This window comes from Arthrobacter sp. BK1, assembly GCF_056680055.1.
Genome location: NZ_CM155263.1, coordinates 4263869 through 4277411, shown reverse-complemented (window position 1 = coordinate 4277411; position 13543 = coordinate 4263869). Strand labels below are relative to the sequence as shown.

Below are 13543 nucleotides of genomic sequence, written 5' to 3'. Positions count from 1 at the left end.
TCTCGCGCGTTTATGGCCGGAGGTTTAGCGCCGGGCTGCTTCCCGCGAGGGAACGGCCGGGGCGTCGACGCCCAGGGCAGTGCGGAGATCGGTCTCACGCTCGTGCATTCCGGACCGGACTGCGTCCGCGAAGTCGTAGAAGCCGTCGGCCCGCCGGCTTACCGCCCGGTTGAGGCCTTCGGGTCCCAGGTTGGACTGGGCTTCGCTGACCTTTCGGAATGCGATGACCCCGATCGCTACGCCGATTCCCATCCAGACAAGTCGTTTCATATCAGTTTCTCCGGGTGGTCTAGCGGCTGCGCCGGCCGGCTGCGGCTGGCTTCTTGCGGGAGGCGAGGGCAGTGCGCACGCCGTAACTGAAGGCGGCAACCTTGATCAGCGGTGAGCCCACCGTGGCGGCCACGAGCGAGGACAGCGCGGAGAGGTTCGCTGAAGCATCGGAAACGTTGGAGGCGATGCCATCCACCTTTTTCAGCTGCTGGTTGGTGGTTGAGACCGTGGCGGTGACTTCGTCCATCAGGGGCGTGGCGCCGTCGCTGATGGAGCGGATGGAAGTCCTGATTTCATCAAACACACTGCCGAGCTTCAGGATGGGCACAGCAAGCAGCAGCACCAGGAGCGCAAACACTCCGGCCGCGATCAGGCCGGCAATATCGCCACCAGACATAGACGTTCATCTCCTTGAAACTGACGTGGATCCGTTACTTCCGCGCACGCTGCCTTAATGCGTTCCGCAGATGTCCCCCAAGTACCTTACATACAAAGAAGCCCGTGGCGCTTGCCACGGGCTTCCTTGGATACGCTGCTGGGATTTAGCGTGCGTAGAATTCGACGACGAGCTGCTCTTCGCAGGTCACGGGGACCTCGGAGCGCTTCGGGCGGCGAACCAGGCGTGCCTGCAGGGCGTCAAGCTTGACGTCCAGGTAGGCGGGAACCTGGGGAAGGACGTCGCGGTGCGCGCCGGCTGCGGCAACCTGGAGCGGAACCATGGTTTCGCTGCGGGTGTGGACGTGGACCAGCTGGCCCTCGCCGACGCGGAAGGACGGGCGGTCAACGCGGATGCCGTCAACCATGATGTGGCGGTGCACAACGAGCTGGCGGGCCTGGGCGATGGTGCGGGCGAAGCCTGCACGGAGCACGAGGGCGTCGAGACGCATTTCGAGCAGTTCGATCAGGTTTTCACCGGTCAGGCCCTTGGTGCGGCGTGCTTCTTCGAAGGCACGGGTCATCTGGGCTTCGCGGATGCCGTACTGGGCGCGCAGACGCTGCTTTTCGCGCAGACGTACGGCGTAGTCGGAGTCCTGCTTCTTGCGGGCACGGCCATGCTCACCGGGGCCGTACGGACGGCGCTCCATGTACTTGGCGGCCTTGGGGGTCAGAGCGATGCCGAGTGCACGCGAGAGGCGTGCTGTACGGCGAGCACGAGTGTTGTTAGCCACTTGTGTCCTTCCAATATCTGCGGTGTGTCAGTGTTACTGGCCTCCACGATGGAGAGCATCGGCCAACCGCTGCCTTTTGCTACTGGGCACAGGGCTGCCCCGACAAACAGCAGAAATTACTGAAGGATGTTGGGGATTGCGTCCGTGCCTTGCCAGACAACGAACCATCTTAGCAGGATTCCCGCCGTCGGCGCACTTCACCGGCCGGTCCGGCTGGTCCGGCAGCTGCCGCATCAGCTGCACATCAGCTTCCGCGGATGATCTTCCGGAGCCGTTCGAGGCGCACGGCAATGTCCCGCTCCGCGCCGTTGGCGGTGGGCTCGTAGTAGTCGCGGCCCAGCAGATCATCCGGCGGGTACTGCTGGCTAGCCACCGAGTGCGGCGCGTCGTGGGCGTACTTGTAGCCCAGCCCGTGCCCCAGCTGCTTGGATCCGGGGTAATGCGCATCACGCAGGTGCGCCGGGATTCCGTTGCCCAGGCCTGCCCGGACGTCTGCAATTGCCTTGTTGATGCCCAGATAGGCGGCATTGGACTTGGGGGCGGTGGCCAGATGGACCACAGCCTCGGCCAGCACGATCCGCGCCTCGGGCATGCCGATCAGCTGGACCGCCTGGGCGGCAGCCACGGCAGTCTGCAATGCAGTGGGGTCCGCCATGCCCACGTCTTCGGCGGCGGAGATGACGATGCGGCGGGCGATGAACCGCGGGTCCTCCCCTGCCTCCAGCATCCTGGCCAGGTAATGCAGGGACGCGTCCACGTCAGAGCCCCGGACGGACTTGATGAAGGCACTGGCGACGTCGTAGTGCTGGTCGCCTGCCCTGTCATAGCGCACAGCTGCCACGTCGAGGGCCCGCTCCGTGTGCTTCAGCTCAACAGTGACGGGAGCCTCCGCCGTGTCAACGTCATCGGCGTCGCCGAAAGCCACCCCGGCGGCAGCCTCCAAAGCGGTCAGCGCCCGCCGGGCGTCGCCGCCCGAGAGCCGGACCAGGTGGGCCAGCGCTTCCGCGCTCAGCTCGACTTTGCCGTTGAGCCCGCGTTCGTCAGCGACGGCCCGCTGCAGGAGCCCCTCAATGTCCGCTTCTGTCAAGGGTTTCAGTGTCAGCAGCAGGGATCTGGAAAGCAGCGGGGAAACCACGGAAAAGGAAGGGTTCTCGGTAGTGGCCGCCACCAGGACCACCCAGCGGTTCTCCACTCCTGGGAGCAGTGCGTCCTGTTGGGCCTTGTTGAACCGGTGGATTTCATCGAGGAAAAGAACCGTGGTGGTTTTGTAGAGGTCCCGGGCCGTCAGGGCGTCGTCCATGACCCGCCGGACATCCTTGACTCCTGCGGTGATTGCGGACAGTTCCACAAACTTGCGCCCGGTCCCCTTGGCGATCACGTGGGCGAGCGTGGTCTTTCCGGTACCGGGCGGCCCCCAGAGGATCAGCGAGCTCGGACCTGCCGGGCCCACGGCGTCGGTGCCTGCGGCGAGTTGCCGCAGCGGCGATCCCTGGCCCAGCAGGTGCTGCTGCCCCACCACATCGTCCAGGGTGCGGGGACGCATGCGGACCGCCAACGGGCTGCGGGGCGATGAGTTCCGGCGGGCCGAACTTCCGCCGGACGGCGACGGACTCTCGCCGTCGTCGTCGTCATTGCCTGGCCCTTGGCCGAAGAGATCATCCACATAGATAGGCTACTTCTAGTTCGCCCAACGTTTTCCGCGTCCGGACGTCCGTCAATTCCCAGTCCATCACCAGGGGTCCAGCAATGACCGCACACGCCGCAGCCGGCAACGGACGTCCGGCGTCCGTCCGGACGGCCTACATTCCGGGACCCCGGCTGATGGGCTGGGCGGGCCGGTTCGGTGCCGCTCACGGCGGCTTCGAGGTATTAGAGGACGACGACGGCGTGCGGCTCCGTGCAGCCGACGGCGCCAGTGCACTGTTGCAGGCGCCGTGGCCGGCTGATGGACGCCCCGGACGCGGGAATGATGCTTTGGAGAGACTCGCCTCCCTTGCCTCCCAGCCGCGCCGGGTTGGACTTCTGCTGGTCAGGCGGGGAGGTTACGGGATCGGGGTAGCCAGTGAGGGCCTGATCGTGGCGTCCAAGGTGGGCTCCAAGTACGTGCAGGCAAAAACGGCTGCCGGCGGGCAGTCGCAGCAGCGGTTTGCCCGCCGCCGCACCAATCAGGCCGATTCCCTGGTGCAGGCCGTTGCCGGGCAGGCCCGGCTGGTGTTCGGCGGCCAGTCGTTTGAATACATCGTGCCGGGCGGGGACCGCACCCTGGCTGACCTGGTACTGGAGGACCCGCTCCTGAAGGACTATGCACGCCTGCCAAGGCTCGCTTACCTGGACGTCCCCGACCCCAGGTCGGCGGTGCTCCGGAAGGCGGCCGTGGATGCCTGCGCCGTCCGGATCCAGGTGACCGATCCGGCCTGACGGCGTGTTGCCTAGGTGAGGGTCCAGGATCGCTTGGACAGCCCGAACCAGAATCCGTCGATTGCCGTCTTGGCCTCCATGGTGCCGGACCCGTAGGCGGCGCCAAGTGCCACGTACAGCGGAGCCCAGTGCTCGCTGCGCGGGTGCGCTTCCCGTGCCGCCGGGGCCTTGTGCAGGAAATCCAGGATGGAGTCGACGTCGCCGCGGGCCATGGCTTCTTCGGCCCACTGGTCGAATTCGCTGGAGGCAGCCGGCGGGGTGCTGTCCGGCCCTCCCGCAGGGTTGAACCAGCGGAGGTTATGCGTGGTGAACCCGGAACCGACGATCATTGTGCCGCGGTCGCGCAGCGGGGCCAGGGACATGCCGAGGTTGAAAAGGCCCTGTGGATCGAGCGTGGGCATCGACATCTGGACAACCGGAACGTCCGCTTCCGGGTACATCTCCTTCAGCGGCACATACGCCCCATGGTCCAGTCCCCGGCCCTCGTCGCGCTCGACATGGTGGCCGTGGCCGCCCACCAGCCGTTCGACCTCCGCGGCAAGCCCCGGGGCCTGGGGAGCGCCATAGGTGACCTCATAGTACTTCTGGGCAAAGCCACCGAAGTCGTACACCAGGCCGGGATCACGCCGGGTGGCGCTGAGCGTGACGGGGGCATGTTCCCAGTGCGCCGACACCATCAGGATGTCCTTTGGCTTGCCGAAAGTGCCGGACCAGTCGCGGAGCTGCCGCGTCCAGGTGGCGTCGTCGGCAAGCGGCGGCGCTCCATGGCTAAGGAAGAGTACGGGAGGGAGGCCTGATGTCTGCGTCATACAAACATTATAGCCAAATTTTATTGAAGCTTCAACTATAAAGATTTATCGGTTCCCTTGGGAGTAATTAAGCCCGGCTCCCCAGGAAAGGGATGGGTACTGTACGGGAAGTTCTCCCTGGTGATTTCAAGGGTTCCGGGATGCTGCTCGAACCACCTGCGTGCCTGATCGTCGGTGACGGCGTACATGGGCTTTGGTAGTCCCTTGGGCTTGCGGAGCTTGCGTGCACGGAGTTCGCTGCGAAGGGAACCGATGCTCAGGAGCCAGCCGCCGGTGAATAGGAGAGTGCACAGGAGGGAGACAACAATCCCTACCAAGCCCATGCTTACGTCCCCCGGATCCGGGAACGAGCTGAGCGTTAACACGATCCCGAAGAGCACTCCGAGGGGGGCAAGGACAGCGGGGACGGTCATCAGCAGTGCGACGATGCTCTGGCCAATAAAGCTGTTGGCCATGTTGGATGATTCGGTGGCACTGTGGCCTCCCAAACCCCACTCCTCACAAGAGTAGGCACGGACGGCACCCTCGTTGCTCCACCCTCCAGTCCCAAACCGGTATTTGGACAGGTCTGGATGCCGCTTGGGCTGTGCATTGGACATTGGCCGTTTCCTTTCCGGGTGAGGAACTGCAACGGCCACGCTGTATCAGCAGCCGGTCAGATGCCGCTTGGGCCTTTCCTGCCGATAGAGGTAGCGGCCAGCCTCCGCGAATCCGGAACCAATGTAGAGGTCCAGGGCGCCGGCATTGGAAGCCGTCACGAGGAGCCAGTAGCTGCTGAGGCCACGGGCCTCTCCGTCACACAGCAGCCCCTGCAGGATCCGGTTAGCGTGGCCGCGCCGCCGGGCGTCCGGTCGGGTGGCCATACAGTAGACGCCACCCGGACCGCCGGCACGGTCAGGAAGGGCGAGCCGTCCGACGGCGGCGGGAACGCCGTCGTCGGACCGCACCAGGGCATACAGCGAAGGGCAGCCGGTCAGGATGGTGCGGGCCGTCTCCCGCTCGGCCGGGCCGCCCCGGCCGTCGACGCTCCACCAGAGCTGCAGCCATTCTTCAGACGGCGTCCCGGACATTTCGACGCCGGACGGCATGTCTTCCGGTCCGCCCGCGCAGGCAGAATCACGGGTCATGATCAGGGTCTCGGACTGCCGCGTGAAGCCCTGGCCGTCCAGGAGGGAATCCAAGGCAGCTGAACGCTGATCAGCGAACACCTGGAAGATCAGCGGAAGCCGCCGTGTCCGGTACCACAGCCGGGCCTCCCGCAAGGCGCCCAGCTGATGGTGCGGGTCACTGCCCGGATCCCGGGCCCATACCGAGTTGGCGCGCTGGGTCACCCCGGCCGCCGCGCGGAGGACCCATCCCGCGGATGCTGCAGAGTCCGGGGCGGGCCATGCAGCGTCCATCAGGACCTCAAGTTCCTCCAGGGTTGGACCTGTCACGGCGTACCACCTTCCCGATGCAAAAGGCTCCCCGGTGTCCCGGGGAGCCTTTTGACTGCGGCATCTCAGATCAGTCGGCCTTCTTGGCTTCCGGTTTGAAGTCGACGCCGGCTTCCTTGCGCTGCTGGGCCGTGATGGGGGCCGGGGCCTGGGTCAGCGGGTCATAGCCGTTGCCGGTCTTCGGGAACGCAATGACGTCGCGGATGGACTCGACGCCTGCGAGCAGCGCCACCACACGGTCCCAACCGAACGCGATGCCGCCATGCGGAGGGGCGCCGAACTTGAAGCCCTCCAGCAGGAAGCCGAACTTGGTCTGGGCATCTGCCCGGTCCAGGCCCATCAGTTCAAAGACGCGTTCCTGGACATCGCGCTCGTGGATACGGATGGAACCGCCGCCGATTTCGTTGCCGTTGCAGACGATGTCGTAGGCGTAGGAAAGGGCTGATTCCGGGTCCTGATCGAACGTGTCCATAAACTCGGGCTTGGGCGAGGTGAAGGCATGGTGGACGGCGGTCCACGTGCCTGCGCCGACGGCCACATCGCCGGAAGCCACGGCTGCGGCCGCCGGTTCGAACATGGGCGCGTCAACCACCCAGCAGAAGGCCCAGGCGCCAGGATCGATCAGGCCGGTACGGTGGCCAATTTCCACACGCGCAGCACCGAGGAGGGCGCGCGCGGCGGATTTTTCACCGGCGGCAAAGAAGATGCAGTCGCCGGGCTTGGCGCCCACGGCGTCAGCCAGGCCGGAACGTTCCGTGTCAGTCAGGTTCTTGGCAACCGGGCCGGCCAGTTCGCCGTCTTCCTTGAAGAGGACGTATGCCAGGCCCTTGTGGCCGCGCTGCTTGGCAAATTCCTGCCAGCCGTCCAAGGTCCGGCGCGGCTGGGAAGCGCCACCGGGCATCACGACGGCACCGACATACGGGGCCTTGAAGACGCCGAAGTTGGTGTCCTTGAAGAATTCCGTCAGCTCGGTCAGCTCAACGCCGAACCGGAGGTCCGGCTTGTCCGAGCCATACCGTGCCATCGCGTCTGCGTAGGTGATGCGCTGGATGGGCGTGGGGATTTCCACGTCGATCAGCTTCCACAGTGCTTTGACGATGTTTTCGCCCAGGGCGATGATGTCGTCCTGATCCACGAAACTGGCTTCGATGTCCAGCTGGGTGAATTCCGGCTGGCGGTCCGCGCGGAAATCCTCATCGCGGTAGCAGCGCGCGATCTGGTAGTACTTCTCGAAGCCGCCAACCTGAAGGAGCTGCTTGAAGAGCTGCGGGGACTGCGGAAGTGCGTACCAGGAGCCCGGCGCCAGGCGTGCGGGAACAACGAAGTCGCGGGCGCCTTCCGGCGTCGAACGCGTCAGCGTGGGCGTCTCGATCTCGACGTAACCGTCCTGGTGGAGCAATTCGCGGGCAATCCGGTTGGCCTCGGAGCGCAACCGGAGGTTGCGGGACGGGCCGGGGCGGCGCAAGTCCAGGTAACGGTGCTTCAGGCGGGCTTCCTCGCCTACTTCAACGTGCTCGTCAATCTGGAACGGCAGCGGATCCGAGGTGTTGAGGATGACCACCTTGTCCGCCATGACCTCGATCTCGCCGGTTGCCAGGGCGGGGTTCTCGTTGCCGTCTGGCCGTTTGGAAACGGTGCCGGTGATCTGGAGAACGTACTCGTTGCGCAGGCCGTGGAAGACTTCCTCCTCCCGGACCACCACCTGGGCCACACCGGAGGCATCGCGCAGGTCCACGAATGCGACACCACCGTGATCTCGGCGGCGGCCTACCCAGCCGGCCAGGGTTACGGTTTGTCCAATGTGCTCGGAGCGAAGCGATCCGAGGTCATGTGTGCGCAGCACAGCACGCCTTTCTGAAAGAGACAGCAGGAAAACAAGAACTAAAAGTGCTTAGGATCGTTCCGGGAACAATCCCGTCTGAGTTTACCCGTTGGAAAGGCGCACCTGCCCCCATGTCACCGCACCGGCAGCTACAACGGAGGCTGGGCGTAGTTGACGCCACTGCCATCGGACTCGGATCCATGCTGGGGGCGGGCGTCTTTGTGGTCTTCGCCCCCGCGGCGGGCCTGGCCGGAAACTTCCTGGTCCTCGCCGTGCTCCTGGCTGGTGCGGTGGCGTACTGCAACGCCGTTGCCTCGGCCGAACTGGCCGCGAAGTATCCGGCCAGCGGCGGGACGTACGTCTATGGCCGGAAGCGGCTGGGCGAATGGCCCGGATTCCTGGCAGGCTGGGGATTCGTAACCGGCAAGACGGCCTCCTGCGCGGCGATGGCGCTCACGTTCGGTTATTACGCCGCACCTTCCTATGCCGTGCCGATTGCCATCGCAGCGGTGGTCGCCCTGACTGCAGTGAACCTGTTCGGCATCACCCGCACCGCGCTCCTGACCAAAATCCTCCTCGGGATTGTGGTGGCCACCCTGGCGTTTGTTGCCACTGCCGCCATCCTGGGGCCGCATCCGGCCGGAGCCGTGGCCGGCCCCGCCCCGGCTGGTGGAATCGGGGGCGTGTTGCCGGCCGCCGGCCTGATGTTCTTTGCCTTCGCAGGCTACGCCCGGATCGCCACCCTGGGCGAAGAGGTCAGGGATCCCGCGAAGACCATTCCCCGGGCCATCCTCGCCGCCCTGGCCGGCGCCTTCGTCATCTATCTCGCCATGGCTGTGCTCCTTCTCAACCATCTACCCGACGGCCGGCTCGCGGCGTCCACGGCTCCCCTGCTGGACGCCGTGTCCAACTCGCGGTTCGGGGCCGGCGCGCCGCTGGTCCAGGCCGGTGCGGCCGCAGCATGCCTCGGGGCGCTCCTGGCGCTCATCACCGGCATCGGAAGGACTGCGCTGGCGATGGCCAGGGAACGTGATCTGCCCGGCCCCCTTGCCAGGGTCGGCGGCAAGCACACCGTGCCGTACGTCGCGGAACTGAGCGTCGCCGCCGCCGTCGTGCTCCTGTTGCTGACCACCGATGTGATGACCGTGGTGGGTTTCTCAAGCTTCGGCGTGCTGATCTACTACGCGGTGGCCAATGCCGCGGCCTACACCCTTGAGGAGCACCCGGCCCACGCCCCCAAATGGCTCAACGTAGCGGGCTTCTTCAGCTGCCTGCTCCTGGCCTTCACACTGCCGCCGGCATCGGTCCTGGGGATGGCCGCCGTCCTGGCAGCCGGAGCAGCAGGCAGGTACCTGGTGCTCCGGCTCCGCCGCTAGGCTGCGTCAGGCAGGCTGGGCTGCTGCCGTCTCCTGCTCAACGGTGGTGACCTGGACGGTGAGATCTTCCGACGGCGGCGCCCAGATCTCCGGAAAGGCAACCACCTGTTCGCCGGACCGGATGTCCTTCACCTGGTGATTGCCGTCGTCGTCCGTGAACCAGACGAAAGGAATGCCGCGGCGGTCAGCGAACTTGATCTGCTTGCCGAACTTCTCTGCCCTGGCGGCAACCTCCGCGGCTATGCCGCGGCTGCGAAGCTGGGCGGCGACGTCCTGCGCGGAACCCCAGCTGTCGTCATTGGTGAGCGCCACGAGCACCACGGTGGGGACGGAGCGGGAAGCCTTGGCGAGATCCTGGCTGAGGATCCGTGAGACCAGCCGGGTGACGCCGATGGACAGGCCGACCCCGGGGAACTTGCGGTTGCCCTTCGAGGCCAGCGCGTCATACCGGCCGCCCGAGCAGATGGAACCGAGCTGCTCATGGCCAACCAGCACTGTCTCCACCACGGTGCCGGTGTAATAGTCCAGGCCGCGGGCAATGCTGAGATCGGCAATCACCTTGCCGGGCGCACGCTGCACTGCGGCGTCGATCACCTGTTCGAGTTCGTTCAGGCCTTCCTCGAGCAGGTCGTTGCTGACGCCCAGTGCGCGGACCTCGGCCACAAAGGAGGTGTCTTCGGTGCGGATGGCCGCCAGTTTCAACGCCAGCTGCGCCTGGTCATCGGACGCACCGAGTTCGGTTTTCAGCAGTTCAGCAACCTTGGCGGGGCCGATCTTTTCCAGCTTGTCGATGCTGCGCAGCACACCGGCGGTGTCGTCCAGGCCGATTCCGCGGTAGAAACCCTCGGCCAGTTTCCGGTTATTGATGCGGAGGCGGAAGTCCGGGATGGGCAGGGCGCTGAGCGCTTCCGCGATGACCAGGGCAATTTCAACGTCATAACGGAAGGGCAGCTCGCCGTCGCCAACAACGTCGATGTCCGCCTGCGTGAATTCCCGGGCGCGTCCTTCCTGCGGGCGTTCTCCGCGCCAGACCTTCTGGATCTGGTAGCGCCGGAACGGGAAGGCAAGGTATCCGGCGTTTTCCACCACGTAGCGCGCAAACGGCACCGTCAGGTCGAAGTGGAGTGCAAGGGCGTGGGGATCGGTCTTGCCGGCCCTGGCCGCATCCGCAGAGTCGTCGTCCTCCTGGAGGCGGCTTAGTCCGTACACTTCCTTATCGATCTCGCCCTTGCGCAGCAGCTGTCCGACCGTCTCCACGGCCCGGGTCTCGATGGAACCGAAACCGTGAAGTTCGAATACCTTGCGGAGCGTATCCAGCACATGCATCTCCACCAGCCGCTCCTCGGGAAGCCACTCGGGGAATCCGGACAAGGAGGCTGTGCGTGCCATGGTGGAAATTCTCCTCTTACTCAGGGTGACCGTTACTTTGCTCCTCATTCCCCCCGAAACGGGGCCAGGAACGGCTGCAGTCCAGTCAGTCATGCATAAACTTATGTGCGGCAGTCAGTTTATGCGCCATCCGCCTGCATCTCTAATGCGGCTTACGGCGTCCCGAAGGCTGCCCCACAGCAACCGTGTCCCGGTTCTTCAACGGACCAGGCGCGGCCCGACACACAGGAGGATCCTTGGCGGCGAGTTCACGCAGTGCCCGCGAAGCCAAACGGCGCATCCAGCAGATGGAGGCAAAGCGCGAGTTGCGGCGGGACCAGGAGTCCCGGCGGAAGCGGGACAACCTCATCGCCGCTGGTGCCGGAACCGCCGCTGTGGTGCTCGCCGTCGTGTTTCAACTCACTGCCTTCTCCGGCAACCCCACCGAGGACGAGTTCGCGGCGCTGGAAGCCGGACTGACGAGCCCTTCCGCGTCAGCCACTCCGTCTGCACAGCCAACCAACGGTCCAGACATTCCTGCGGCGGACACAGCTGCCGGCAAGGTGTTCACCGGCGAAATGACACTCAACGGAAACGCGCTGGGCGTGGAGATCGACGGCACCAAGGCACCCCAGGCCGCCGCGGTCCTCAAGGCACTGGCGGACGGGGGTTCCTACAACGGGAGCGCCTGCCACCGCCTGACCACGGGCGAAACATTCAGCCTGCTGCAGTGCGGTGGAGCGAGTGCCTCTGCAGATCCCGACTACACCTGGGGCCCCCTGGAAAACACGCCGGCCGACAACACCTATCCGGCCGGGACCATCGCGGTCGCGCGTTCAGGCGACAACGCCTACGGAAACGGCAAGCAGTTCTTCATTGTCTATAAAGACACAGTGATTCCGGCGGATTCCGCCGGGGGCTATACGGTGGTGGGCAGGGTGACCTCCGGACTTGAGACAGTGACCAGCATTGCTTCCGCCGGCATCACCCCCGGTTCCAACGCAACGGACGGCGCACCTGCGCAGCCCGTCACGATAGACTCGTTTTCTCTGAAGTAGGAAGCCCGGCCTTATTGGCTGCGGTGCAGCACATGAGTATTTCCCTCCAAGCGAAAGACTTTTAGCGGTGACAGACAGTCAGAAATCCGACGAAACAGCAGCTGACCTGACCGAAGCGACGGCCCCCGTTGCTGACCAGGCAGCAGCTGACCCGGCCACGGTTGAAGAAACCGTGGAACAAGAGCGCGCAGCCGAGGAACCCGTGGCTGAAGCCGACACGGCCGCACCGGCCCCGGTTGACGGGGACAATGGCGGCGGTAGCGAGGCCCCGCCTGCCGCAGCTGTTGAAGCCGAGGCCCAGGACAGCGCCGACACGCCCGCCAAGGTCGAAGCGCCCAGGGCCGCCACGGCTACGGCTACGGCTACGGCTACGGCTACGGAAGAGGAGAGCCCCGCGCAGGAGGCAGCAGCCCCGGCCGTTCCTGCACCCACGCCTGCAGCCGTTCCTGCACCCGCGCCGCGTCCCGCACCGTCACCGGCGGCTTTCGCCGCCCGGCCCAAGCCGGCAGCGGCTGCTCCGGCCGCCGCACCTGCGCCGGTTGCGTCCGCGACGTCACTTGCGGAAGCTTCCCGCTGGGGCCGCGTCGAAGGCGACGGCCACGTCTTCCTGACCGTCGACGGCGAAGAGCACCCGGTAGGCCAGTACCCCGACGTCAGCAATGACGAGGCCCTCGCCTATTTCGCCCGTAAGTATGACGACATCGTCGCCCAGATAGTGCTCCTCGAACAGCGCGTCAGCTCCAAGGCGCCGAGCACGGACATGCAGAAGACCGTCACCCACCTGCGTGAGCAGGTGGCTGAGCGGAACATGGTGGGAGACCTCCGCGCCGCCGAAGCACGCCTTGATGCCCTTTCCGGGCAGATTTCGGAGCTCGAAAAGTCTGAGAAGGCAGAGCACGACGCCGTTCGCGCCGCCGAACTCGCTGCGCGCGAGTCAATCGTGGCCGAGGCAGAGGAGATCTCCGGCCAGGATCCCGCGCAGATCCAGTGGAAGACCTCCAGCGCCCGGATGAACGAGCTGTTTGAGAGCTGGAAGACCGCCCAGAAGAGCGGGGTCCGGCTGGGACGCAGCAACGAGGACGCGTTGTGGAAGCGGTTCCGTGCCGCCCGAACTGTCTTTGACCGCCACCGCCGTGCGTACTTCTCCCAGCTGGACAGCACCAACTCCGCTGCGAAGACGGCCAAGGAGAAGCTTATTTCCGAGGCGGAAGCACTGTCTTCCTCAACGGACTGGGGTTTCGCGGCAGGTGAGTACCGGCGCCTAATGGATGAGTGGAAGGCCTCGCCGCGGGCCAGCCGCAAGGACGACGACGCCCTGTGGGCGCGTTTCCGTGCCGCCCAGGACGTGTTCTTCACGAACCGGCAGGCAGCCAACGAAGAGATCGACCAGGAATATGCTGCCAACCTCACGGTGAAGGAAGCCCTCCTGGTCGAAGCCAACGCCATCCTGCCGGTCAAGGATCTCGCGGCCGCCAAGAAGGCACTCCAGTCGGTCCGCGACCGGTGGGAAGAGGCCGGCAAGGTTCCCCGCGCCGACATGGGACGGATCGAAGCCGGACTCCGCAAGGTGGAGGACGCCGTCCGCCACGCAGAAGAGGAAAACTGGCAGCGCTCCAACCCCGAGACCAAGGCGCGCACCAACAGCGCCCTGTCACAGCTGGAGGCAGCTATCGCCGGCCTGCAGGACGATCTGGCCAAGGCTGAAAAGCTGGGCGACCAGCGGAAGATCAAGTCCGCCAAGGAAGCCCTCGAGGCACGGCAGGCCTGGCTCGACCAGATCCAGCGGTCCGCCAGCGAACTGTCCTAGAACGCCAGCC

13 protein-coding genes are annotated in these 13543 nt (G+C 65.5%); 4 read left to right on the top strand and 9 right to left on the bottom strand.

Annotated elements, in window-relative coordinates; translation table 11 throughout:
• Positions 1–24: 24 nt before the first annotated feature.
• The 4 genes from AC1MCA_RS19645 to AC1MCA_RS19630 all read right to left on the bottom strand — a co-directional run bounded on the left by AC1MCA_RS19645 (position 25) and on the right by AC1MCA_RS19630 (position 3102).
• Positions 25–270, bottom strand: a complete 246-nt coding sequence (locus AC1MCA_RS19645) for a hypothetical protein (protein WP_479800006.1) — start codon at positions 268–270, stop codon at positions 25–27.
• Between the two features lie 19 nt (positions 271–289).
• Positions 290–667 (bottom strand): DUF948 domain-containing protein, encoded by a 378-nt coding sequence (locus tag AC1MCA_RS19640; RefSeq protein ID WP_108598960.1) that lies wholly within the window; start codon positions 665–667, stop codon positions 290–292.
• 145 nt (positions 668–812) lie between these two features.
• The gene (rpsD, locus tag AC1MCA_RS19635) at positions 813–1439 is read right to left on the bottom strand and encodes a 30S ribosomal protein S4 (protein WP_056340296.1); all 627 of its coding nucleotides are present in this window, start codon (positions 1437–1439) and stop codon (positions 813–815) included.
• Positions 1440–1683: 244 nt separating this feature from the next.
• Positions 1684–3102: a replication-associated recombination protein A gene (locus AC1MCA_RS19630; RefSeq protein WP_479800003.1), complete on the bottom strand. Its 1419-nt coding sequence runs from the start codon at positions 3100–3102 to the stop codon at positions 1684–1686.
• A gap of 83 nt (positions 3103–3185) precedes the next feature.
• Between AC1MCA_RS19630 and AC1MCA_RS19625 the strand changes: the two genes are divergently transcribed.
• Entirely contained in the window at positions 3186–3857 is a 672-nt protein-coding gene (locus tag AC1MCA_RS19625; protein WP_479800002.1) for an acVLRF1 family peptidyl-tRNA hydrolase, read from the top strand.
• A gap of 11 nt (positions 3858–3868) precedes the next feature.
• Here AC1MCA_RS19625 and AC1MCA_RS19620 read toward each other — a convergent pair whose 3' ends face one another.
• The 4 genes from AC1MCA_RS19620 to aspS form a co-directional block, all read right to left on the bottom strand.
• On the bottom strand, positions 3869–4666 hold the full coding sequence (locus AC1MCA_RS19620) for a DODA-type extradiol aromatic ring-opening family dioxygenase (protein ID WP_479800001.1): 798 nt from the start codon (positions 4664–4666) through the stop codon (positions 3869–3871).
• A 35-nt stretch (positions 4667–4701) separates the two neighbouring features.
• A complete protein-coding gene (locus tag AC1MCA_RS19615) occupies positions 4702–5154 on the bottom strand; it encodes a hypothetical protein (protein ID WP_479800000.1) in 453 nt (150 codons plus the stop codon).
• Between the two features lie 156 nt (positions 5155–5310).
• Entirely contained in the window at positions 5311–6102 is a 792-nt protein-coding gene (locus AC1MCA_RS19610) for a GNAT family N-acetyltransferase (protein WP_479799999.1), read from the bottom strand.
• Positions 6103–6172: 70 nt separating this feature from the next.
• Positions 6173–7945 carry an aspartate--tRNA ligase gene (aspS, locus tag AC1MCA_RS19605; protein WP_479799998.1) on the bottom strand — a complete coding sequence of 591 codons (1773 nt, stop codon included), beginning with the start codon at positions 7943–7945 and terminating at the stop codon, positions 6173–6175.
• A gap of 110 nt (positions 7946–8055) precedes the next feature.
• On the opposite strand from aspS, the gene AC1MCA_RS19600 reads away from it, so the two are divergent.
• Complete coding sequence (locus AC1MCA_RS19600) at positions 8056–9300, top strand: APC family permease (protein ID WP_479799997.1); 1245 nt, start codon at positions 8056–8058, stop codon at positions 9298–9300.
• A 6-nt stretch (positions 9301–9306) separates the two neighbouring features.
• On the opposite strand, the gene hisS is transcribed toward AC1MCA_RS19600, so the two are convergent.
• Positions 9307–10689: a histidine--tRNA ligase gene (gene hisS, locus AC1MCA_RS19595; RefSeq protein ID WP_479799995.1), complete on the bottom strand. Its 1383-nt coding sequence runs from the start codon at positions 10687–10689 to the stop codon at positions 9307–9309.
• Between the two features lie 236 nt (positions 10690–10925).
• Between hisS and AC1MCA_RS19590 the strand changes: the two genes are divergently transcribed.
• Both AC1MCA_RS19590 and AC1MCA_RS19585 read left to right on the top strand, forming a co-directional pair.
• Positions 10926–11726, top strand: coding sequence for a peptidylprolyl isomerase (locus AC1MCA_RS19590; RefSeq protein WP_479799994.1), 801 nt, complete (start codon positions 10926–10928; stop codon positions 11724–11726).
• Positions 11727–11793: 67 nt separating this feature from the next.
• Positions 11794–13533, top strand: a complete 1740-nt coding sequence (locus AC1MCA_RS19585; protein ID WP_479799993.1) for a DUF349 domain-containing protein — start codon at positions 11794–11796, stop codon at positions 13531–13533.
• Positions 13534–13543: the final 10 nt, after the last annotated feature.